This is a genomic window from Rhodanobacter sp. LX-99, assembly GCF_018599185.1.
Classification (GTDB): domain Bacteria; phylum Pseudomonadota; class Gammaproteobacteria; order Xanthomonadales; family Rhodanobacteraceae; genus Rhodanobacter.
In genome coordinates, this window is the sequence record NZ_JAHFVL010000001.1 from 1,903,345 (window position 1) to 1,926,137 (window position 22,793).

Below are 22,793 nucleotides of genomic sequence, written 5' to 3' on the forward strand. Positions count from 1 at the left end.
GCACCATGCACGGATGACCGCCGCGCACGCACCGACGCTTGCCAACGTAGCAGAGCACCTGCGCGATGACGAGATTCACGTGTGGCGGCTGGACTACCGGCCGTCGCACAAGCGCGCGCCGCTGCGCGGGGTGCTGGCCGCCTATCTCGGCATCGCCGCGGAGCAGGTGGCGCTGGCCGATGGCGAACACGGCCGCCCGGCGCTCGCCGCCGGGCTCGATCCATCACTCGGTTTCAACTGGTCGCACAGCGACGGGCAGGCGCTGATCGCCATCGGCCGGCACATCGCGCCGGGGATCGATCTCGAGCGCCTGCGTCCGCGCGCACGCGCACTGGAGATCGCCGAACGCTATTTCAGCGTCGACGAGGCCGCAGCCCTGGCCGCGTTGCCGGCGGCGGAGCGCAGCGCCGCCTTCCTCGAATTGTGGACCGCCAAGGAAGCCGTGTTGAAGGCGCTGGGCCGCGGCATCGCGTTCGGCCTGAACCGGCTCAGCATCGCCAGCGCCGTCGACCGGCTGCAACTGCAGCGGCTGGAGGGCGACGACGTCGGCGCCTGGCAGTTGCAGCGGCTGGACATCGACAGCAGCCTGGTCGCGACGCTGGCGTGGCGCGGCGGCGAACGCCGGATCCGCCTCGGCACGCTTGCCAGCGGCGCCTGATCGGCGCACTGTTTCCGGTCCATCGACCGGCCCCGCGCCAACCGGGCCGTGATGCCGACCGCTTTCAACCGCCCAGGATCGCTCGTCTGCCATGACCCTGCTCAGCGTCAACCTCAACAAGATCGCCGTGCTGCGCAATTCGCGCGGCGGCCGGGAACCGGATATCTGCCGCGCCGCGCAGACCTGCATCGAGGCCGGCTGCGGCGGCATCACCGTGCACCCGCGCCCGGACATGCGCCACGTGCGGCCGCACGACGTGCGGGCGCTGGCCGCGATGCTGCGCGGGCGGGTCGAGTACAACATCGAAGGCAACCCGTTCGCCGGCGCCCGCGGCGACTATCCGGGCCTGCTCGCGCTGGCGCGGGAAGTGCGCCCGACCCAGGTGACCCTGGTGCCGGACAGCGACGGCCAGATCACCTCCGACCACGGCTTCGACCTGCGCCGCGACATCGCGCAGCTGCGTCCGCTGGTCGGCGAGCTGTGCGACCTCGGCTGCCGGGTCAGCCTGTTCGTCGACGCCGGCAGCCAGGATTTCGACTTGGCCGCGGTGATCGGCGTGCAGCGCATCGAGATCTACACCGGTCCCTACGCCGAGGCGTTCGCCGACGGCCAGCCCGCGGCAGCCCTGGCGACATGCGCCGACACCGCGCGGCGCGCGCAGCAGGCCGGCTTGGCGGTGAACGCGGGGCACGACCTCAGCCAGGCGAACCTGGGTACGTTCAAGGCGGCGATTCCCGGGCTGGCCGAGGTATCCATCGGCCATGCATTGATCGGCGAGGCGCTGTACGAGGGGCTGGCCACCACGGTGCGCAACTACCTGCAGATCCTGCGCTGACCGTTGCATCGTCACGCCCGCGACCGCACAAACAAAACCCCCGCACCAGGCGGGGGTCTTGATGTTGCGTGCTGCCGCGGCAGCGCCGGGTCAGAAGTTCTCGGTGAAGCCGATCTTGACCAGGTTGTAGCTCTTCGCGTCGGCCAGCACCCGTGCCACGTACTGATAGGCCACTGCGTCATCCGCGGCGATCTGGATTTCCGGCTGATTGCTCTGCTGGGCGATCACCGCGAGCTGCGCCTTCAGGCCCAGTTCGTCGACCGGCGTGTCGTTCCAGTACAGCGCACCGGCCTGGTCGATCTTCAGGTGAATCGGATCCAGCGGCGTGGTCGGCGGCGTGGGGTTCGGATTCGGCTGCGGCAGGTCGACCTGGATCTTGTGCGCCAGCACCGGCGCCGTGATCATGAAGATGATCAGCAGCACCAGCATCACGTCGACCAGCGGCGTGACGTTGATCTCCGACATCGGACCACTGGTTTTGGTTGTGAATGCCATCTCAGATCACCCCTTCGGCGCGTCAGTGGTCATGAAGCCGACATGCACCATGCCCGAATCCTTGGCGTCGCCGATGACCTTCTTCACGACCTTGAACTCGGTGTTCTTGTCCGCACGGATCTGCAGCTCCGGCTGGGGCGACTTCTGGGCATTCACCACAAACTGTGCCCGCAACTCGGCTTCCGTGACCAGGTGGTCATTGAAGTACATGCTGCCGTCCTGCTTGACCGCCAGATCCAGAGGCGCCACCGGCAACTCCGCATCCTTGGTCTTGGGATTCGCAATCGGCAGATCGATCGTGATGGAGTGGGACATCAGCGGCGCGGTGATCATGAAGATGATCAACAAGACCAGCATCACGTCGACCAGCGGCGTGACGTTGATCTCCGACATCGGGCCGCCGGAATTGTCTCCTACGCTCATCGACATGGGTCAATCCCTCACTTCTGGCTTTCGACGCGCGAACCAGTCGCAAAGAAGTCGTGCAGGTCGTGCGCGAACTCGTCGAAGCGGGCGTAGACCACACGATTCGAGCGGCTGAAGAAGTTGTAGGCGAACAGCGCCGGGATCGCGGCGAACAGACCGAACGCGGTCATGATCAGCGCCTCGCCCACCGGGCCGGCCACCGCGTTCATCGACGCGTTGCCGGAAGCGGCGATGCGGATCAGGGCGTGGTAGATGCCCCACACCGTACCGAGCAGACCGACGAACGGTGCGGCGGAACCGACCGTGGCGAGCAGGGTCATGCCGCCTTCCAGGCGCATGCTCTCGCGAGCCACGGCCTGACGCAGGGCACGGTCGATGAACTCCGAACGGCTCAGCGATTCGGCCAGACGACCCGTGGTGCCTGCCGCCGAGGTGGCCTGCTGGTGATGGGCCACTGCTGAGGCGGCGTCGAGCGCGATCTTGGAGAACGGCTCGCTGCGCGGCTGGGCTTCCAGTTCACGGATTGCATCCTGGGTGGAGCCGTTGCCCCAGAAACCGTTGATGACCTTGTCGGCGCGGGCCTTCACCGTCGCATTGCGGATGCCGTTGGCAATGATGAAGTACCACGACAGGAACGACATCACGACCAGGGTCACGAAGACGACCCAGCCGAGCCAGTCGAAGTTCTGGATCAGGTTGTCGAAGCCCATCTGCTTCATGGCTTCGGCGTTGGTATTGCCACCCAAGGCCTGTGCGGCATCGGTCGTTGCAGGAGTCTGTAGGAACATAACGCTACCCTAGGGAAGTCAAGCGTGAACTGTAACTGTAAACCAGGCGAACCTGGTTACAGCTGGTTGAGATTGAAGTTGACCGGAACGCGTGCGTACCCTTCAACTTTTTGTCCATTTCGAATCGTTGGATTGAAGCGCCAACGACGTGCGGCATCCATGGCAGCACGATCGAGTTCGTGATAACCGCTGGACCGGTCCACCTTGATGTCCTTCGGCGAACCATCCACGCCCACCAGGATCATCAGCACCACCGTACCTTCATGCCGCTGACGGATCGCCTGCGGCGGATACTTCGGCTGGAGACGGCTGTTATAGCTGAGATCCGAGCTGGCCGTGATATCCGACGGCGGCGCCGGTGGAGCTGGCGGTGCCGGCGGCGGTGCCGGGGTCGCATTCGCCGAAACCTCTTCCACCGGTGGCGGCGGGGTCGGTGGCGGCGGGGTCGGCGGCGGCTTGATCTGCTGGATGATCTTCGGCGGCGGCTGCTTCGGCGGCTCCGGCGGCGGCGGCGGCGGTGGCGGCGGCGGCGGCGGCGGCTCGATGAAGTTCACCTGGACGATGCGTTCCTTTTCCTTGTGGTTCTGATTCGGCGGCGCCATGGGCGCCACGATCAACAGGAATGCAAACGCATGCAGCCCGATGGCAACTGCCAATGCCCAGGTGCGTTTCCAACTAAACGGCTCGCGCCCGATTTCTTCGTTACTTGAGGCCATCTGTCACTATCTGAAGCTGATCAAACCGAAGGAGAACGTTGCCGCAGGGCTTGGCCCGAAACCGTCTGATGCCTGGACGGACCCGGAGGGAACTTAGCCACTGGGGAGACGCTAGGGAAAGGTTTCAACGGTACAACAGCACATGGCATTTGTATAGCACCGCGGGGCAGACGATATGGACGTCCATCCACCCCGCGGTTTGCCAGATGCTTCAGCCGGTCAGCCAGCACCGGTCTTTTTCAGCCAATCCTTTGCCTTTGCCGCCGTCTCCGGATCCTGTGCGGCCTTCTTCATCGCGGCGATCGCAGCGGGCTTGTTCTTCAAGCCACGCTCGGACTCGGCCAGCAGCATGTACGCCGTGCCCTTGTGCTTTACGCCCTTGTCGATGGCCTGCTGGATCAGGCCCTTGGCCTGGCTGTACTTGTTCTCGCTCAGCAGCAGGCGTCCGGCGCGCAGTGCGGCCTCGCCATCGGTGGCGATCGGCTGCGCCTTGTTGTAGTAGGCGATCGCCTTGTCGATATTGTTCGCGATCTCGGCGGACTGGCCCAGCAGCACGTAGGTTTCCGCATCGGGCTTGACCACGCCCTTGCTCATGCCTTCCTCAAGCACCTGCTGGGCCTTGGTCGCGTTCGGCGCCGGGTCGGCGCTTTCCTGGCCGGTGACCAGGTACAGCTTGGCGAGGTTCACGTACTGCGTGTCCTTGCTGAGCTTGCCCTCGGCACGCGCCTTTTCCATCATCTGGATCGCTTCCGGGTACTTGTGCGCCTGCATCAGCACCGCGACCGCGTTGTTGAGCGCGTTCGGATCGCTCGGATTGGAACTGAGCTGGCTCTTGGCCAGCTCGGCGGCCTTCTCGTCCTGGCCGGATTCGGAGTAGCTGGCCATCAGGATCTGGTCCCAGGTCGGCTGCGGCTTGTCGGTCAGCGACTTGGCCTTGTTGATCGAAGCGATCGCCTCCGGGTACTTACCCAGCCGGTACTCGGCGTTGCCCTCGAGCGCGTACGAATCGGCGGTTTCCTTCTTGCCCTCGGCGCGCCACTTGGCGATCGTGTCCAGCGCGGGCTGGTACTGCTCGTCGGCCATCTGGAACTGCGCCAGCATGTACATCAACTGGAAATAGGTGTCGTTCGGCATCACGCCGAGCGCCAGCGAGCGCTGCAGCGAGCTGATCGCGCCCTTGTAGTCGCCGTCGTTGTAGTGGAGGCTGGCCATGCCCTGCAGCGCCAGCGCCTGCGCGTACTTGCTCTTGCTGCCGTCGATGATCGGCTGCAGCATCTGCTGGGCCTTGGCCTTGTCGCCTGCGTTGACCGCATCCAGGCCTTCGTTGAGGTTCTTCTGATCCTTCTCGCTGGTCAGGTCGAGCTTCGGCTCGGCGCGGGTCGCGTTCGGATACAGCACTTCCTTCTTGGGTTTGGCGTCGTCGCTCTTGCGCGCCATCGCCGGGCTGCTGGCCACGCCGAGCAGCAGGGCGATGCTCGCCAGCACGGTTAACCCTCGGACATGCTTCATGGTGATCCTCATCTGTTCTGGGCGTGTCGTAATGACGCGGGGGATTGCGAAGCGTAACTCGACCCGGCAAGGGATAACAAGTTGCAGCGCCGCATCAAAGCCTGTTAAAAATCAATTACTTGGCGACCATCCCTGGCCCGTGGGGCGATTATTTGCATTCCATCGGCCGCTCTCCCGTGCGCTCGCCCCTGCTCCGGTGAACTCGCCCGCCTGATGGCGGGTGTGCCTAAAGCGCAGCGCCGGCGCCATCGTTGGATGCGATGGTGCCGGCGGGGACGGTCAGATATCCAGGTTGGCGACCTTCAGCGCGTTCGCCTCGATGAAGTCGCGGCGCGGTTCGACCGCCTCGCCCATCAGCATCGAGAACATCTGGTCGGCCGCGATCGCATCCTCGATGCCGACCTGCAGCATGCGCCGGGTCTCCGGGTTCACCGTGGTGTCCCATAACTGCTCCGGATTCATTTCGCCCAGGCCCTTGAAGCGCTGGATGCTGCGGCCCTTCTTGGCCTCGTCCAGCAGCCAGTTGCGCGCCTCCAGGAAGCTGAGCACGCCGCGCGAGGCATTGCCCCGGCGCACCACCGCGTCGGGCTGGATCATGCCGGCGATCTGCTGGCTGATCGCCAGCAGCGGGCGGAACTCGTTGCTGCCGAAGAACGGCTGCGGCAGCAACCAGGTGTGGCTGAGCCCATGCTGTTCCTTCACCACCTCGATCGCGGCCGGCTGCTCGTCGTAGGCCGGGCGCAGCGACATGCGGTAGTGCGGCTTGCCCAGGCCGCTGGCGGCCAGGCGCTGCGTGGCGCCGTCCAGCCAGGCCTGCATCGCGACCGGATCGGACCACAGTGCTGGCGCCATAGGCGAATGTTCGAGCAAGGCGTTCAATACGGCGGCATCGAAACGGTGGGCCAGCTTGGCGATCTGGTCCAGCGCGTGCTGGTAGCCGCGCAGCAGCTTTTCCAGCGCCTCGCCGGTGATCGGCGGCGCGTCCGGGTTGTAGGTCAGCGCGGCGTTGTCGACCGCGCTGGAGATCAGGTAGTCGTTCAGCGCGGTGTCGTCCTTGATGTACAGCTCCTGCTTGCCCTGCTTCACCTTGTACAGCGGCGGCAGGCCGATGTAGATGTGGCCGCGCTCGATCAGCTCGGGCATCTGCCGGTAGAAGAAGGTCAGCAGCAGGGTGCGGATATGCGAGCCGTCGACGTCCGCATCGGTCATCAGGATGATGCGGTGGTAGCGCAGCTTGTCCGGGTTGTACTCGTCCTTGCCGATGCCGGTGCCGAGCGCGGTGATCAGCGTGCCGACCTCGGCCGAGGCCAGCATGCGGTCGAATCGCGCCTTCTCGACGTTGAGGATCTTGCCCTTCAGCGGCAGCACGGCCTGGGTCTTGCGGTTGCGACCCTGCTTGGCCGAGCCGCCGGCGGAATCGCCCTCGACCAGGAACAGTTCGCACAGCGCCGGGTCCTTTTCCTGGCAGTCGGCCAGCTTGCCGGGCAGGCCGGCGATGTCCAGCGCGCCCTTGCGCCGGGTCATCTCGCGCGCCTTGCGCGCGGCTTCACGAGCGCGGGCGGCGTCGACCACCTTGGAGGCGATCGCCTTGGCCTCGTTCGGGTGCTCCAGCAGGAACTCGCCGAGCTTCTCGTTGACGACCTGTTCGACCACGGTCTTGACCTCGGACGAGACCAGCTTGTCCTTGGTCTGCGAGGAGAATTTCGGGTCAGGCACCTTCACCGACAGCACCGCGATCATGCCTTCGCGCATGTCGTCGCCGGACAAGGCTCCCACCTTGGCGTTCTTGGCCAGGCCGGACTTCTCGATGTAGTTCTGCAGCGAACGGGTCAGCGCGGCGCGGAAGCCGGTGAGGTGGGTACCGCCGTCGCGCTGCGGGATGTTGTTGGTGAAGCAGAACATCGTCTCCTGGTAGGAGTCTGTCCACTGCATCGCCACCTCCACCACGATGCCGTCCTGCTCCGCGGTCAGGCTGATCACGTTCGGGTGCAACGCGGTCTTCAGCTGGGCCAGGTGCTGCACGAACGAGCGTATGCCGCCCTCATAGGCAAACGTGTCCTGGCGCCCTTCGCCGCGCTCGTCCTTCAGCTCGATGGTGACGCCGGAATTGAGGAAGGCCAGCTCGCGCAGGCGCTTGGCCAGGATCTCGTAGTGGAAGTCGATGTTGCTGGTGAACGTCGCGGGGCTGGGCAGGAAGCGTACCAGCGTACCGCGCTTGTTCGACGGGCCGACCACCTTCAACGGGAACAGCGGTTCGCCCAGCGCGTATTCCTGCAGATGCTCGAATCCGTCGCGATGGATCGTCAGCCACAGGTGGTCGCTCAAGGCGTTGACCACCGATACGCCCACGCCGTGCAGACCGCCGGACACCTTGTACGAATTTGCGTCGAACTTGCCGCCCGCATGCAGCACCGTCATCACCACCTCGGCGGTGGAACGGCCCTCTTCCGGGTGCATGTCGACCGGGATGCCGCGGCCGTTGTCGCCGACGCTGGCCGAGCCATCCTCATGGATGGTGACCACTACCTTGTCGCAATAACCGGCCAGCGCCTCGTCGATCGCGTTGTCGACGACCTCGAACACCATGTGGTGCAGGCCGGTGCCGTCATCGGTATCGCCGATGTACATGCCCGGGCGCTTGCGCACCGCCTCCAGGCCTTTCAGGACCTTGATGTTGCTTGAGTCGTAGTGCGATTCGTTCATGGATTCGTTCATGCGTTGACCGTTTCCTGGCGCCAGCGACCCGCCCGACACGGCGCCGTGAAAGGCCGGACAGGGTTATGCAATCCTTGGGAGATGCAACCTTTCAATTATAGCAGGCGCGCCAGCTCGCCTTGTTCCACGTGGAACACGCGCGCGGGAAGAGCCTGCAGCGCGGCCGGCAGTTCGGTGCCGGTCAGCAGGACCTGGGCATGGGCCGCGGTCAGCTGGGCCACCACGGCGGCCTGATGGGCTTGGTCTAGTTCCGAGGCGAGATCATCCAGGCACACGATGGGCCATTCGCCGCGATGCTCGGCATACAGCTCGGCCTGGGCCAGCATGCAGGCCAGCGCGGTGAGCTTTTCCTGACCGCGCGAAAGATGCTCGCGCAACGGGGCATGTTCGAACCCGACCGACCAGTCGGCGCGATGCGCACCCAGCGTGGTATGCCCGCGGGCCAGATCCCTGCCCCGGTGCTCGCGCAGCTGTTGCGCCAGATCCAGCTCGTCCGACCAGCCGCGACGGTAGCGCAGGTCGAGCGCGCCCAGCTCCGGCAGCAAGCCGGCGATGCTGCTCAGCAGTTTCGGGCGAAGCAGGTCCAGATAGGCGCGACGCTGCAGGTCGATCTGGTGGGCGGACTGCGCCAGCTCCGCTTCCCACGGCGCAAACAGCTCGTCGGTCGAGGGCGATGCGCTGCGCAGCAAGCTGTTGCGCTGCTTCAGCGCGCGCTGATAGCGGCGCCAGGCCTGCAGGAATTCGTGTTCCACGTGGAACACACCCCAGTCCAGGTAGCGGCGTCGCTCTTCGGCCGCTCCGGCGATCAACGCGTGCGAACCGGGCTCGAAGCAGACCACCGCGCATTCGCGCACCAGCTGCCCGATCGCCACGTTCTCGCCGTCGACTCTCGCTTCCCAGCGCACGCCGTCCCGGCCCAGACCAAGTCGGCAGACGCGCTGGTCGGTGTGGCGCAGTTCGGCAAAGATCGACAGCTGGGAGGAACCCCGCTGCAACAGCGCCTCTTTCGCGCCGCTGCGGAACGAGCGGGCATGAGACAGCAGGAACACCGCTTCCAGCACGCTGGTCTTGCCGGCCCCGTTGGCACCCACGAAAACGTTGATCGCCGGATCCAGCGCGATACCGACATCGGTAAGGCAGCGCAGTCCGCGCATGCGCAGCTGTTCCAGCCTCATGTGCGATGCGCCCACAAACAGGAACGCCGGGATCCCTGGTGGGAACCCCGGCGTCGCCTGTTCTTGCCGCACATGGCGAAGACCATGCGCTGGCCGTCAGAGCCGCAACGGCATGATCACGTGGCGGGCGTGCTCGTTGTCGTGTTCCTGCACCAGGCAGCTGGACTGGGCATCGCGCAGGCTAAGCCGGGCCTGGTCACCGCGTAGCGCGGCCAGCGCATCGAGCAGGTAACCCACGTTGAAACCAACCGCCAGGTCGGACACGTGGGTATCGGCCTCGACTTCCTCGACCGCCTCCTCCTGCTCCGGGTTATGCGCCACGATGCGCAGCTTGCCCGGCGACAGTTCCAGCCGCACGCCGCGGTATTTCTCGTTCGACAGGATCGCCGCGCGCTGCAGGGCGCCACGCAGCACTTCGCGGTCCAGCGTGGCGGTCTTGTCGGCACCCAGCGGGATCACCGCCTCGTAGTCCGGGAAACGGCCGTCGATCAGCTTGGAGGTGAACACCACGTCGCCACGGTGCACGCGCAGATGGTTGCGACCGAATTCCAGCTCGACCTGCCCGTCGCCGGTTTCCAGCAGGCCGATCAGCTCGTTGACGCCCTTGCGCGGGATGATGATCTGCCGGCGCGTGCTGACCGAGCTCTGCAGTTCGGTCTCCTTCATCGCCAGGCGGTGACCGTCGGTGGCCACGCAGCGCAGCGTGTGCTCCTGCAGGTCCAGCAGCATGCCGTTGAGGTAGTAGCGCACGTCCTGGTTCGCCATCGCGAACGCGGTGCGTTCCATCAGGTCGCGCAGCGCCTCTTCCGGCAGGCTTACCTTTTCCACCAGTTCGATCTCGTCGACGGTGGGAAATTCGCTGGCCGGCAGGGTCGTCAGCGTGAAGCGGCTGCGCCCGGCGTTCAGCGCCACGCGGTCGCCGTTGAGCTTGAGGTCGATCCGCGCGCCGTCGGGCAGGGCCCGCACGATGTCGAACAGCTTGCGGGCGGGAATGGTGACTTCGCCGTCGACCAGTTTTTCCGCCTCGGTGGTGGCGACCATTTCCACTTCGAGGTCGGTGCCAGTCAGTGACAGCCTGCCGTTGCCGACCTTGACCAGCAGGTTGGCCAGCACGGGCAGCGTCTGGCGGCGTTCAACCACACCAACCACCTGCTGCAGCGGTTTGAGCAGAGCTTCTCGTTGGATGCTGAATTGCATGGCTGTGCTTCCCCTATACCTGCTGTTCTGTCTTTAAAAGAAGTTAGTGGTTGTTGTTGAGCCGGTGGGTAACTTTTATACCCTGATTTTTTCTTCAAAATCAATATTTTGAGAGATTTTATGGCTGTGCTTGAACTGGCTGCCTGGCGGTGGACGGTTTGTGGATAACTTCAGGGGCGAATCCATCCACCCATTATCCACAGCTTGGGCCCCCGCTTATCCATAATCTTTGCGCGTTGCCGCTCAACCGGTCAGCGTACGAATCAATTGCTCCCAATCCTGGCGCATGCGCGTGTCGGTCTCGATGAATTTCCGGATCGTCTTGCAGGCGTGCATGACCGTGGTGTGGTCGCGCCCGCCAAAGGCCTCGCCGATCTCCGGCAGGCTGTGCTCGGTCAGTTCCTTGGACAAGGTCATCGCGATCTGCCGCGGACGCGCCAGTGAACGCACACGCCGCTTGGACAGCAGGTCCTGCAGCCGCACGTTGAAGTACTCGGCCGTGATCTTCTGGATGTTCGGGATGGTGATCGCCTGCGCATGCGTAGCCAGCAGGTCGCGTAGGGTCTCCTCGGCGAAGTCGGTGGTGATCGGCTTGCCGTAGAAATTCGCCCGTGCCGCCAGCGTGTTCAGCGCGCCCTCGAGGTCGCGCACGTTGGAGCGGATCCGCTTGGCCAGCAGCATCGCCACGTTCTCGTCGACCGCCACGCCCTTCTCGTGCGCCTTCGCCAGCAGGATCGCCGCGCGCGTTTCGAAGTCCGGCGGCTCGATCGCCACTGAAAGACCCCAGCCCAGGCGCGATTTCAGCCGCGGCTCGAGCTTGTCCACTTCCTTCGGGTAACGGTCGCAGGTCAGGATGATCTGCTGCTTGGATTCGAACAACGCATTGAACGTATGGAAGAATTCTTCCTGCGTGGTGTCCTTGCCGGCGAAGAACTGGATGTCGTCGATGAGCAGCGCGTCGACCGAGCGGAAGCGCTGCTTGAACTGGTCCATGCTCTTGGCGCGCAAGGCCTCGATCATCGAACCGACGAACTGCTCCGAACGCAGGTACAGCACCTTGCACGCCGGGTTGCGCTCGCGCATCAGGTTGCCGGCGGCGTGCATCAGGTGGGTCTTGCCCAGGCCGGTGCCGCCGTACAGCAGCAGCGGGTTGTAGGCGCGACCCGGGTTCGTCGCCACCTGCATCGCGGCGGCCTTGCCGAGCTGGTTCGACTTGCCCTCGACGAAGGTCTCGAAGGTGTAGTGCGGGTCCAGGTTGTGGGTGAACGCGGGCGCCGGGGCCGTGGTGGCGGCCACCCGGGGCGCCGCCGTCGCTTTGGCGGACGGCACCGGCCGGACCGCGCTGGAGCCGACCTCCAGCCGCACCGGGCAGGGCCTGCCGCCGAGCTGCAGCAGTACCGCCTCGATCTGTTCCAGGTAACGCCCGCGTACGGTGTCCAGGGTGTAGGAATTCGGCGCGAACAGCTGCAGGCCGTTGGCATCGTCGCGCGCCTGCAGCGGCATCAGCCAGGTATGCAGGTCTTCGGCGCTCAAATCGCCTTCGAGGCGCTCAAGGCAGCGCCGCCACAGATCACTCATGAATAAAATCGACCACAGCTCAAAGCGCTTGCGCGCGGGGTGATGGGCTAGTCTAGCAGCCTCCTCCGCCCCCTCGGCCGCCACATATCCACACGGGTATCCACAAGGCGCCGTCCACCGTCATTTGACAGCGGCGGCGGATACCCCACATACTTTCCAACCTTTTTATCCACATTCCCTTCGGAGTAAGCCATGAAGCGGACCTTCCAGCCCAGCAAGCTCAAGCGCGCTCGCACGCACGGTTTCCGTGCCCGTATGGCCACCGCCGACGGCCGCAAGATTCTCAACGCCCGTCGCGCCAAGGGCCGCAAGCGCCTGATCCCGTAAGTACCGATCACGTATGGGGGACAAGCGTCATGTCCAGCGCCGGGTTGCCGCGCGATGCGCGGTTACGGCGGCCGGGTGACTTCGCCGCCTTGCGGACAAGCAGCGGACGCGCAGGCGGCCGCTGTTTTCATATGCGCTATCGCGACAACGACCTCGGTCATGCCCGGCTCGGCCTGGCGATTTCCAAGCGCGTCTCCAAGCGTGCGGTCGAGCGCAACCGGATCAAGCGGTTGCTGCGCGAGTCGTTCCGGCGCGTGCGCCACCAGCTGCCGGCGGTCGACATGATGGTGATGGCGCGCGAACAGGCCGCCGGCGTACCCGGGCCGCAGCTGCTGGCCGAACTCGACGGCTTGTGGAAAAAGCTGCTGGCCAGCCATGCCGCGACGTCCGGGCCATTGAAGCCCGCCGGCGACACCACCACAATCGAGCGTTGACCTTTTTCCTTCCTGTCTCCGCGGCGTTGACAAGTGTCGTGGCGTTACCCGGATCTGCTACGCGATGAATCAAACGCGCACCTTCCTCATGTTCGCCCTGCTGGCCGTGGCCTATTTCCTGTTCCTGGCCTGGGAGAAGGATTACGCGCCACCGCCGCCGACCACGGCAGCCAGCGCAGCGAGCGCTGCCACGCCGGCGGCGGATGCCGGCGTACCGGGCGCAATCCCGGCCGCCTCCGCGCCAGGCTCCGCGGCTGCGCCGACGATCGCCGGCGACGCGGCTCCAGCCGCACCGGCCGCGGCGCAACTGATCACCATCGAGACCGACGTACTCAAGCTGAGCGTGGACACCCGCGGCGGCAGCCTGGTGCACGCCGACCTGCTGGCCTACCCGCAGGCGCCGCGCACGCACAAGGCGCCGAACCCGCCGCCGACCGTGCTGTTGACCAGCGACCCCGAGCGCTACTCGGTGGCCCAGAACGGCCTGGTTAGCAGCAGCGACACCGCGCCGGCCGACCAGCCGAACCATCTGGCGCTGTTCCACAGCGAAAAGACCGCCTACGCGCTCGCCGCCGGCCAGGACGAGCTGAAGGTCGACCTCACCTGGCAGGATGCCGCCGGCCTCAAGGTCACCAAGACCTACACCTTCAAGCGCGGCAGCTACGTCATCGGCGTGAGCCAGCGCATCGACAACGGCAGCGCCGCGCCGTGGCAGGGCAACGCCTACCAGCAACTGCTGCGGGTCGAGCCGCCGAAAGCCGGCAACTGGCTGGCGAACTACACCAATCCCGAGACGCGCAGCTTCCAGGGCGCCGCCTGGTACACCGGCGAGAAATTCGAGAAGCTGCCGTTCAAGGAATTCGCCGAACCGAAGGACCAGCTCAACGCCCCGATCAAGGGCGGCTGGGCGGCGATGCTGAAGCTATATTTCGTCACCGCGTGGATTCCGCCGGCCGACCAGACCGAGCAGTACGTCACCCAGACGATCAACCCGGACAGCGCGCACCCGCGCTACCTGATCCGCACGGTCGGCCCCGCCCTGAGCGTGGCGCCGGGGCAGAGCCTCACCAGCCAGTCGCGCCTGTATGTGGGCCCGAACAAGCAGGGCTCGATGGACGCGATCGCGCCGGGGCTGGATCTCACCATCGACTACGGCATGTTCAAGGTCATCGCCGTGCCGATGCACTGGGTGCTGTCGCAATTCCACGCGATCACCAAGAACTGGGGCGTGGCGATCATCCTGCTGGTGTTGCTGATCAAGGGCCTGAGCTGGAAGCTCACCGCCATCCAGTACCGCTCCAGCGCCCGCATGCGCAAGCTGCAGCCGCGTGTCCAGGCGCTCAAGGAGCGCTATGGCGACGACAAGCAGAAGATGCAGATGGCGATGATGGAGCTGTACAAGAAGGAGAAGGTCAACCCGATGGGCGGCTGCCTGCCGGTGCTGATCACCCTGCCCGTCTTCTACGGCCTGTTCTTCGTGCTCGAGTACAGCCTGGAGCTGCGCCACGCGCCGTTCCTGTGGATCCCCGACCTCAGCGCGCCCGATCCGTTCTACATCCTGCCGATCATCTACGCGCTGGTGATGCTGGGCACGCAGTGGCTGAATCCGGTCGCCGCGGGCATGGACCCGACCCAGGCGAAGATGATGAAGGTCATGCCGCTGCTGTTCACGGTGATGTTCGCGTTCTTTCCCGCTGGCCTGTGCCTGTACTACGCCGTCAACGGCATCGTCGGCCTCGGCCAGCAGTGGTGGATCACCCATCATGTGGATCGCGAGGACGTGGTCAAGCCCAAGGCTGCCTGATGCGTGATTCCTGCGATCGGCCCTGATCGCGAGAATCAAACGGGCGGCCATCCCTGGCCGCACTTCAAGGGAAACCTTTGCGATCATCCTGATCGCGAAAGTCAAATGGGCAGCCATCCCTGGCTGCACTTTCAATTGAAGCGGCCGCGCCGGGCAACCGCCGCGGCCGTCTTCGTTTACGCTGATGCCATGAACCGGGACACCGATACCATCGCCGCCATCGCCAGCGCCCCTGGCGCAGCGGGTGTGGGCGTGCTGCGCGTATCCGGGCCGATGGTGCCGGCGATCGCGCAAGCCTTGCTCGGCCGCATGCCGCAACCCCGCTACGCGCACTTCGCCGCCTTCCGCGACGACGCTGGTGCGCTGATCGATCGCGGCCTGCTGCTGCATTTCCCCGCACCCGCTTCGTACACCGGCGAACACGTACTTGAACTGCAGGGCCACGGCAGCGCGGTATTGCTCGACCTGCTGCTGCGCCGCTGCTGCGAACTCGGCGCGCGACTGGCGCGGCCCGGCGAATTCACCGAACGCGCGTTCTTGAACGGCAAACTCGACCTGGCCCAGGCCGAAGCCGTCGCCGACCTGATCGCCGCACGCTCGCAGGCCGGCGCGCGCGCCGCGCTGCAGTCGATGGAAGGCGTGTTCTCGCGCAGGGTCGAGGCGCTGCTGCAGGCGCTGATCGCGCTGCGCGTGCACATCGAGGCGGCGATCGATTTTCCGGAAGAGGAAATCGACTTCCTCGCCGACCCGGCGATCGCTGCCCAACTCGAAAGCCTGCGCGCCGAACTGGCCGAACTCCTGCGCGAAGCGCAACGCGGCCTGCGCCTCAACGATGGCCTGCGCGTGGCCATCATCGGTCGTCCCAACGCCGGCAAGTCCAGCCTGCTCAACGCGCTGGCCGGCAGCGAGCGCGCCATCGTCACGCCGATTCCCGGCACCACCCGCGACGTGCTGCGCGAAGCGCTCAGCCTCGACGGCATCGCGCTGGAACTGGCCGACACCGCCGGCCTGCGCGAAACGGAGGACGAAGTCGAACGCGAAGGCGTGCGCCGCGCCCACGGCGAACTGCAGCGCGCCGACGTCGCCCTGCTGGTCACCACCGCCGCCGACTACCCCGCCGACCTGGCCTTCTTCGACGCCCTGCCCGCCGGCGTCGAACGCGTGGTGCTGATCAACAAGATCGACCTCGACCAGGCTCCCGCCCGCCACAACCAGTGCGAAGGCATGCACTGGCTATGGGCCTCGGCGAAAACCGGCGCTGGCCTCGACGCCCTGCGCGAGCACCTCAAGCGGCTGGCCGGTGCCGGCAGCGGCGAAGGCGCCTTCAGCGCGCGTCGTCGTCACGTGCTGGCGCTGCAGCAGGTCGGCGCACATCTTGATCGCACCGCCGCCATCCTCGCCACGAGTCGTGCCGGCGAACTCGCCGCCGAGGAACTGCGCCAGGCCCAGCACGCGCTGGGCGAAATCACCGGCAGCTACTCCAGCGACGATCTGCTCGGCGCGATCTTCAGCTCGTTCTGTATTGGCAAGTAATCAGCCGGACTGCTGTGCGAGAAAAGCATCCAAGTCATGCAGGTCAGGCATGCCGCCCTGCGCACCGAGCCTGGTGACCGACAGCGCGGCGGCGGCGCAGGCCTTGCGGACGGCGGCGGCGAGGCCTTCGTGCAGGAACACGGCCAGTGCGGCGTTGAAGGTGTCGCCGGCGCCGGTGCTGTCGACCACCTCGACGTTGAAGCCGCTCTGGTGGAGCGGTTCGCCCTGCTCGCGGTACCAGGCGCCTTCGCCGCCGCGGGTGAGCACGACCGGACAAGGCGCGCGCTGCATCAAGCTGCGGAAGTCTTCGTCCGGATCAGCGCCGAGCAGGATCGCCAGTTCGTGCTGGTTCGGGGTGACGTAGCGGGCGAGTTGCAGCCAGTCGGTCGGCAGCTTCTGCGCGGGGGCGGGGTTGAGGATCACCGGCACGCCGAGGCGGTGGCCCAGGCGCAAGGTGGCTTCGACGGTTTCCAGCGGAATCTCCATCTGCACCAGCACGGCGTCGGCGCGGGCGATCAGCGACTGCGCACCTTCGACCTGCGCCGGAGCGACGCGTGCGTTGGCGGCGGGGACCACGATGATCTGGTTCTCGCCGCCGGCGACGGTGATCGAGGCGGTGCCGCTGGCGCTGTCGTCGAGTTGCGCGACATGGCTGAGGTCGACCTTTTCGGCGGCCAGGCCCTCGCGCAGTTGCCGCCCGAACGCGTCGTCACCGATGGCGCCGACCAGCGCCACTTCGGCGCCGAGCCGCGCCGCCGCCACGGCCTGGTTGGCACCCTTGCCGCCTGGCACGGTGAGGAAACGTTCGCCCAGGATGGTCTCGCCGGGGCCGACGAAGCGCGGCGCCTGGGTAACCAGGTCCATGTTGATGCTGCCGACGACGACGATGCGTGTCATCTGTTGTCCCCTGCCACAGCGCGCTGGCTTCACGATGAACGCGAGAGCTTAACCGTTGACGCGATGGCGCTGAAACCGTCGGCGTGCGTCAGGCACCGGAAGGCAGCCTGCGGAAGGATTCCCTCGGTCGCCCGGCCTCACTCAGGGGGAAGGCGCGCGGCCGAAGCCGGTATCGCCGGGCAGCAGGGACGGCGCGGGGCCGGCCACGGCGAGCAGGGACTGTGCGTAGCTGTCTTCGAGGCTGACGGTGGAGACTTCGTCCCAGGCGAAGAACGAGGGCTCGCGCATCCACTCCGCGTCGGGGCTCAGCTCCTGCATGTTGAAGCCGTCTTCCTCGACGTCGATCAGGCGGCCGATGTAGCAGACCTCGGACTCGTCCTCGCTGTCCACGTGCACGCCGATCACCGCCGCCTGCGCACCGGCGGCCTGGACGACCTCGCGGATGCTGTCCAGCGGGAAGCCGCGCGGCATGCGCGGCAGGATGTGCTTCAGCGCCAGCGCCTTCTCGAAGAAGGCATGGTGCTTGTCCGGCGCCTCCAGCTCGGTGACGTCGCGGTGGCGCATCACGTACATGCCGTCGTAGGTGACGCCGTCGCCGACCACCCAGAGCAGGAAGAATTCGCGTCCCACGCCACCCACGTAGCCGCAGAAGCTGCCGTGTTCAAGCTCCTCGCGCCACAACCGCACCAGCGTCTGCTTCTGCTGCGCCTCGCGCAACTGGGCGCGCTGGCCGGTGTTTTTCAGTTCGATAATGTTGCTCACGGCGCCTATTTTAGCAGATGGGGGTGACCGGCTTGTTCAGAGGATGTAGCGGCTGAGATCCTCGTTCTGGGCCAGGCTTCCGAGGTTTTTATCTACCTGTTCGGCGTCGATCAGGTACTTTTCGCCGGACTTGTCCGCGGCCTCGAAGGAAATCTTTTCCAGCAGGCGCTCCATCACGGTGTGCAGCCGGCGCGCGCCGATGTTCTCGGTGCGCTCGTTCACCTGGAACGCCACCTCGGCCAGCCGGTCCACGCCGGAGTCGGTGAACTCGATGCCGACGCCTTCGGTGCCCAGCAGGGCCACGTACTGCTTGGTCAGCGCGTTGTGCGGTTCGCGCAGGATGCGCTTGAAGTCGTCCACGCTCAGCGCGGACAGCTCGACCCGGATCGGCAGGCGGCCCTGCAGCTCGGGAATCAGGTCGGACGGCTTGGCCAGCGAGAACGCGCCGGAGGCGATGAACAGCATGTGGTCGGTCTTGATCGGGCCGTACTTGGTCGACACGGTGGAGCCTTCCACCAGCGGCAGCAGGTCGCGCTGCACGCCTTCGCGGCTGACCCCGGAGTGGCCGTAGTCGGAACGCTGCGCCACCTTGTCGATCTCGTCGATGAAGACGATGCCGTTCTGCTCGGCCGACTCCATCGCCTCGGCGCGGATCTCCTCGTCGTTGAGCAGCTTGCCGGCTTCTTCGTCGATCAGCAGCGGCCGCGCCAGCTTGATCGCCAGCTTGCGGCTCTGCGTCTTGGCTCCGCCAAGGTTCTGGAACATCTGGCGCAGCTGCGCGCCCATCTCCTCCATGCCCGGCGGCGACATGATCTCCACGCCCAGGTTCATGGCGAAATCCAGCTCGATCTCGCGCTCGTCCAGCGCGCCCTCGCGCAGCTGCTTGCGCAGCTTCTGGCGGGTGTCGCTGTCGATGGCCGGCGCGGGATCGTGGGTCCAGTCGGTCGGCGTCTGCCGGCGCGGCAGCAGTGCGTCGAGGATGCGGTCCTCGGCACGGTCCTCGGCCTGCGTGCGCACGCGCTTGATCGCATGCTCGCGGGTCAGCTTGTAGGCCACGTCGGCGAGGTCGCGGATGATCGACTCCACGTCCTTGCCGACATAGCCCACCTCGGTGAACTTGGTCGCCTCGACCTTCACGAACGGCGCGTTCGCCAGCGTGGCCAGGCGGCGCGCGATCTCGGTCTTGCCCACGCCGGTGGGGCCGATCATCAGGATGTTCTTCGGGGTGATCTCATTGCGCATCTCCGCCGGCAGCTGCATGCGCCGCCAGCGGCTGCGCAGCGCCACCGCCACTGCACGCTTGGCGTCGTGCTGGCCGATGATGTAGCGGTCGAGTTCGTTGACGATTTCGCGGGGAGTGAGTTCGGACATGGGTTCACCAGAGAGATAGGTCTTTAGCCGTCATTCCGGCGGAAGCCGGAATCCAGCGTGGTGGCGCTACAGGCGCTGGATCCCGGCTTTCGCCGGGATGACGATAGGCCGAGGCGGCCTACAGCTCTTCGATCGACACGTTGTGATTGGTGTAGATGCAGATGTCGCCGGCGATCTTCAGCGCCTTCTCGACGATGGTGCGCGCATCCAGTTCGGTGTTTTCGAGCAGGGCCATGGCCGCGGACTGGGCGAACGGGCCACCGGAGCCGATCGCGATCAGGCCATGCTCGGGTTCCACCACGTCGCCGTTGCCGGAGATCAGCAGCGAGGCCTCCTTGTCGGCCACCGCCAGCATCGCCTCGAGCCGGCCGAAGCGGCGGTCGGTGCGCCATTCCTTGGCCATCTCCACCGCGGCGCGGGTGAGATTGCTGTTGTGCTTCTCGAGCTTCTGCTCGAACAGTTCGAACAGGGTGAACGCGTCGGCGGTGGCGCCGGCGAATCCGGCGACCACGTCGCCCGCCTTGCCGAGCCGGCGCACCTTGCGCGCATTGCCCTTCATCACCGTGTTGCCCAGCGTGACCTGGCCGTCGCTGCCGATCACGACGCGGCCTTCGCGGCGCACGCAGACGATGGTGGTGGCGTGGAAGGATTCCATGGGGGCTCCGCAAGAAGATGTCTGAGCGGATGAGATGGGGTCGTGTGGGTATCGCTTCAATGTCGGGGGCAAACCCGGTTCCTTCCCTGCAGGCAGGGGAGCGGGTACAGCCGTCTATGGCTTGCGCTTCGCCCGCGGATGCGCGGCGTCGTAGACCCTGGCCAGGTGCTGGAAATCCAGGTGGGTGTAGATCTGGGTGGTGGCGATGTCGGCGTGGCCGAGCAGTTCCTGCACGGCGCGCAGGTCGCCGGAGGATTCCAGCATGTGGCTGGCGAAGGTATGCCGCAGCAGGTGCGGATGGATGTGCTTCGGGATGCCCTGCTGCAGCGCCAGCGCCTTCATGCGCAGCTGCACCGTGCGCGGGTTGATCGGCGCACCGCCGCGGCCGCGGAAGATCGGGCTGTCCGCCGACATGCCTTCTTCCGCGCCAAGCGCGCGCAGCGCGGCGACGGCGTGGCGGCCGACCGGCACGATGCGGGTCTTGCTGCCCTTGCCGAGCACGCGCACTTCGCCCTCGTCGAGGTCGAGGTCGAGCCAGCGCAGGCCGCACAGCTCGGACAGGCGCAGGCCGCTGGAGTAGAACAGCTCCAGCATCGCGCGGTCGCGCAGCGCCAGCTTGCCGCCGCTGTCGGTCTCCACCAGCGCGGCGGCCTCGTCGACGTCGAGCACCTGCGGCAGCTTGCGGCGCACCTTGGGGCCGCGCACGCCGAGCAGCGGATCACTGGCCAGCCGGCCCTCGCGGTTGAGCTGGCGGAACAGGCTGCGGCAGGACGACAGCAGGCGCTGCAGGCTCTTCGGTGCCAGTCCGCTGCGATGCTCGCCGGCCACGAACGTGCGCATCCGGTTCGCGTCCAGCGCCTCGAACGAGGCCAACCGCTGTTCCTGCATGAAACGCAGCAACTTGGCCAGGTCGCGGCGATAGCCGGCGACCGTGTGCGGCGAGGCGTGGCGCTCGTCGGCGAGGCGGGCGAGCCATTGCTCGACCTGTTGTTCGGGGGTCATCGCCGGCTCAGGAAATATCCCGCGAGCGGGCCAGCGCGGCGGTGATGGTGGCGGCGATCATCTTCAGGAACAGCGTGCCCATGCCGGGCTGGAAGCGGTCCGGGTTGGTGCTGCCGATCGCCAGGATGCCGCAGTCGCCCAGCCGCATCATCGCGACCGAGCGGATCTGCCCGGCGTCGGTGCCGAACAGGCGCTCGAGCTTCTCGGCCGACAGGCGGCCGGAGACCGGCTCGCCCTTGCGCAGGAACTCGGTGAACTCCGGCAGCGCGGCGGCGCCGCCGGGGATCTGCTGCAGCCAGTCCGCGCGCGGCAGCTGCGGCTCGTCGCCGAACAGCAGCAGGCGCACCTGCTCGGTGTGGAAATCCGCGCTGAGCTTGGCGATCACCGTGCGCGCGGTCACCTCCATCGTGTTCGCGCGCAGCAGCGCCACGGTGAGCGCGTGCACGCGCTCCATCAGCTTCTCGTTCTCGGCGGCGATCGCGATCAGTTCGGCCAGCTGGCGTTCGAGTTCCGCGTTCTTGTCGCGCAGGCTCTGCAGCTGGTACACCGCCAGTGACGACACCGCGCCGCCCTGCTCGCGCGGCGGCATGGTCAGCCGGGCGGCCAGCTCGGGATATTCGCTGAGGAATTCCGGATGGCGCTTCAGGTAGGCGGCGACCACGCGGGCCTGGGTGGCGTCGTCGAGCAGGGTGGCGGTCATGCGTGAATGTCCTCGGGCCGTTGCGCGGGGCGCGAAGGATGCGCACCGTCCGGCTGGAGTGTGCGATGGACGCGGGCGCGCTTCAACCGTCGCGTCAGGCGCCGGCGGCCGGAACCGGCCATTCGCCTTCGAACGCGAACGCGGCCGGGCCGGTCATCCACAGCGTGTGGCCGGGGCCGGTCCAGTCGATGCGCAGCGTGCCGCCGGGCAGCTCGACGGCTACCGAGTCGTCGACGTCGCCGCGCTGGTGCAGCACCGCCATCGCGGCGCAGGCGCCGGTGCCGCAGGCCAGCGTCCAGCCGGCGCCGCGTTCGTGCACGCGCAGGCGCAGCTGGCCGCGATCGAGCCGCTGCACGAAGCCGGCGTTGGCGCCCTGCGCGAAGCGTGGATGGTTCGTCAGCAGCGGGCCGAGCCGCTGCAGCGCGGGGTCGGCGAGGTCATTCACGGCAACCACCGCATGCGGGTTGCCCATCGACACCGCGCCGATGTCCAGCCGTTCGTCGGCCACGACGATTTCGTGGCGATCGGCCGCGGCGTCGGCCGCGAACGGGATCCGCGCGGGCTCGAATACCGGCTCGCCCATGTCCACGGTGACTTCGTCGGCGCCGAGCAGGCGCACCGTTACCGGGCCGGACGGGCTCTCGATCATCACGCTGTCGCCCAGCGCCAGCGCGCCGGCGCGGTGCAGCCACGCCGCCACGCAGCGCACGCCGTTGCCGCACTGGCCGGACGAGGAACCGTCGGCGTTCCAGATGCCGTAGTAGAACGCGCAGGCGGGGTTGCGCGCCGGCTCGATGCTGAGCAGCTGGTCGAAGCCCACGCCGGTGTGGCGGTCGGCCAGCGCGCGGATCTGCGCGGCGTCCAGCGGGAACGCGCGCTGCCGGCAATCCAGCACGACGAAGTCGTTGCCGATGCCGTGCATTTTCGAGAAGTGCAGCTGCATGGGCGTAATCAGTACTGGTCGGCAGCCGGATTGTCGACGGTCGCCGGCAGTGCGGGTGCCGCCGGTTTCACCGTGGTCGATGCCGCGGCGGGTTGGCTCGGCAGCACCAGCGGGCCCTTGTTGCCGCAGCCGGCAAGCGTGGCGAGGGCGAGGCAGAGCGGCAGCAGCAAGAGGGATCGGCGCATGATCGGAGTTCCTGGAGACGGCTGCAGTATAGCGAGCCGCGCTGAACCGGCTGCGGCATCGCCGTTATGATGCGCGGACGGATCGCAC

Annotated in this window: 23 protein-coding genes; 6 read left to right on the forward strand and 17 right to left on the reverse strand. The window is 66.6% G+C overall.

Features of this window, described 5'->3' with window-relative positions; all coding sequences use genetic code 11:
- Positions 1-13: 13 nt before the first annotated feature.
- Positions 14-658 (forward strand): 4'-phosphopantetheinyl transferase superfamily protein, encoded by a 645-nt coding sequence (locus KK131_RS08755; protein WP_214556269.1) that lies wholly within the window; start codon positions 14-16, stop codon positions 656-658.
- Between the two features lie 91 nt (positions 659-749).
- On the forward strand, positions 750-1,493 hold the full coding sequence (locus KK131_RS08760; RefSeq protein ID WP_214556270.1) for a pyridoxine 5'-phosphate synthase: 744 nt from the start codon (positions 750-752) through the stop codon (positions 1,491-1,493).
- A 90-nt stretch (positions 1,494-1,583) separates the two neighbouring features.
- Here KK131_RS08760 and KK131_RS08765 read toward each other — a convergent pair whose 3' ends face one another.
- From KK131_RS08765 to dnaA, 9 genes are all read right to left on the reverse strand, one after another.
- Positions 1,584-1,988: a biopolymer transporter ExbD gene (locus tag KK131_RS08765; protein WP_214556271.1), complete on the reverse strand. Its 405-nt coding sequence runs from the start codon at positions 1,986-1,988 to the stop codon at positions 1,584-1,586.
- Positions 1,989-1,994: 6 nt separating this feature from the next.
- Positions 1,995-2,417, reverse strand: coding sequence for a biopolymer transporter ExbD (locus KK131_RS08770; RefSeq protein WP_214556272.1), 423 nt, complete (start codon positions 2,415-2,417; stop codon positions 1,995-1,997).
- Positions 2,418-2,428: 11 nt separating this feature from the next.
- Positions 2,429-3,202, reverse strand: a complete 774-nt coding sequence (locus KK131_RS08775) for a MotA/TolQ/ExbB proton channel family protein (protein ID WP_214556273.1) — start codon at positions 3,200-3,202, stop codon at positions 2,429-2,431.
- 56 nt (positions 3,203-3,258) lie between these two features.
- Positions 3,259-3,918: an energy transducer TonB gene (locus KK131_RS08780; protein ID WP_214556274.1), complete on the reverse strand. Its 660-nt coding sequence runs from the start codon at positions 3,916-3,918 to the stop codon at positions 3,259-3,261.
- 219 nt (positions 3,919-4,137) lie between these two features.
- Positions 4,138-5,427: a tetratricopeptide repeat protein gene (locus tag KK131_RS08785; RefSeq protein ID WP_214556275.1), complete on the reverse strand. Its 1,290-nt coding sequence runs from the start codon at positions 5,425-5,427 to the stop codon at positions 4,138-4,140.
- A 279-nt stretch (positions 5,428-5,706) separates the two neighbouring features.
- Entirely contained in the window at positions 5,707-8,142 is a 2,436-nt protein-coding gene (gene gyrB, locus KK131_RS08790) for a DNA topoisomerase (ATP-hydrolyzing) subunit B (protein ID WP_214556276.1), read from the reverse strand.
- 95 nt (positions 8,143-8,237) lie between these two features.
- Complete coding sequence (gene recF, locus KK131_RS08795; protein ID WP_214556277.1) at positions 8,238-9,317, reverse strand: DNA replication/repair protein RecF; 1,080 nt, start codon at positions 9,315-9,317, stop codon at positions 8,238-8,240.
- Between the two features lie 96 nt (positions 9,318-9,413).
- On the reverse strand, positions 9,414-10,514 hold the full coding sequence (dnaN, locus tag KK131_RS08800; RefSeq protein WP_214556278.1) for a DNA polymerase III subunit beta: 1,101 nt from the start codon (positions 10,512-10,514) through the stop codon (positions 9,414-9,416).
- Between the two features lie 243 nt (positions 10,515-10,757).
- Entirely contained in the window at positions 10,758-12,092 is a 1,335-nt protein-coding gene (dnaA, locus tag KK131_RS08805; protein WP_214556279.1) for a chromosomal replication initiator protein DnaA, read from the reverse strand.
- 192 nt (positions 12,093-12,284) lie between these two features.
- Here dnaA and rpmH point away from each other — a divergent pair, with 192 nt between their 5' ends.
- The 4 genes from rpmH to mnmE all read left to right on the forward strand — a co-directional run bounded on the left by rpmH (position 12,285) and on the right by mnmE (position 16,190).
- Complete coding sequence (gene rpmH, locus KK131_RS08810; RefSeq protein ID WP_008211413.1) at positions 12,285-12,419, forward strand: 50S ribosomal protein L34; 135 nt, start codon at positions 12,285-12,287, stop codon at positions 12,417-12,419.
- A 29-nt stretch (positions 12,420-12,448) separates the two neighbouring features.
- Entirely contained in the window at positions 12,449-12,853 is a 405-nt protein-coding gene (rnpA, locus tag KK131_RS08815; protein WP_214556280.1) for a ribonuclease P protein component, read from the forward strand.
- A gap of 64 nt (positions 12,854-12,917) precedes the next feature.
- Positions 12,918-14,657 carry a membrane protein insertase YidC gene (gene yidC / locus KK131_RS08820; protein WP_214556281.1) on the forward strand — a complete coding sequence of 580 codons (1,740 nt, stop codon included), beginning with the start codon at positions 12,918-12,920 and terminating at the stop codon, positions 14,655-14,657.
- A 189-nt stretch (positions 14,658-14,846) separates the two neighbouring features.
- Complete coding sequence (mnmE, locus tag KK131_RS08825) at positions 14,847-16,190, forward strand: tRNA uridine-5-carboxymethylaminomethyl(34) synthesis GTPase MnmE (protein ID WP_214556282.1); 1,344 nt, start codon at positions 14,847-14,849, stop codon at positions 16,188-16,190.
- Here the strand turns inward: mnmE and rbsK are convergent, their stop codons facing one another.
- From rbsK to KK131_RS08865, 8 genes are all read right to left on the reverse strand, one after another.
- Entirely contained in the window at positions 16,191-17,087 is an 897-nt protein-coding gene (gene rbsK, locus KK131_RS08830) for a ribokinase (protein ID WP_214556283.1), read from the reverse strand.
- Between the two features lie 141 nt (positions 17,088-17,228).
- Positions 17,229-17,849, reverse strand: a complete 621-nt coding sequence (locus KK131_RS08835) for a hypothetical protein (protein ID WP_214556284.1) — start codon at positions 17,847-17,849, stop codon at positions 17,229-17,231.
- 36 nt (positions 17,850-17,885) lie between these two features.
- Positions 17,886-19,220 (reverse strand): ATP-dependent protease ATPase subunit HslU, encoded by a 1,335-nt coding sequence (gene hslU, locus KK131_RS08840; RefSeq protein ID WP_214556285.1) that lies wholly within the window; start codon positions 19,218-19,220, stop codon positions 17,886-17,888.
- A 118-nt stretch (positions 19,221-19,338) separates the two neighbouring features.
- Positions 19,339-19,875, reverse strand: coding sequence for an ATP-dependent protease subunit HslV (gene hslV, locus KK131_RS08845; RefSeq protein ID WP_015449209.1), 537 nt, complete (start codon positions 19,873-19,875; stop codon positions 19,339-19,341).
- A 114-nt stretch (positions 19,876-19,989) separates the two neighbouring features.
- On the reverse strand, positions 19,990-20,877 hold the full coding sequence (xerC, locus tag KK131_RS08850; RefSeq protein WP_214556286.1) for a tyrosine recombinase XerC: 888 nt from the start codon (positions 20,875-20,877) through the stop codon (positions 19,990-19,992).
- A 7-nt stretch (positions 20,878-20,884) separates the two neighbouring features.
- Entirely contained in the window at positions 20,885-21,577 is a 693-nt protein-coding gene (locus tag KK131_RS08855) for a DUF484 family protein (protein WP_214556287.1), read from the reverse strand.
- Positions 21,578-21,671: 94 nt separating this feature from the next.
- On the reverse strand, positions 21,672-22,520 hold the full coding sequence (gene dapF, locus KK131_RS08860; RefSeq protein ID WP_214556288.1) for a diaminopimelate epimerase: 849 nt from the start codon (positions 22,518-22,520) through the stop codon (positions 21,672-21,674).
- Positions 22,521-22,528: 8 nt separating this feature from the next.
- On the reverse strand, positions 22,529-22,705 hold the full coding sequence (locus KK131_RS08865) for a lipoprotein (RefSeq protein ID WP_214556289.1): 177 nt from the start codon (positions 22,703-22,705) through the stop codon (positions 22,529-22,531).
- Positions 22,706-22,793: the final 88 nt, after the last annotated feature.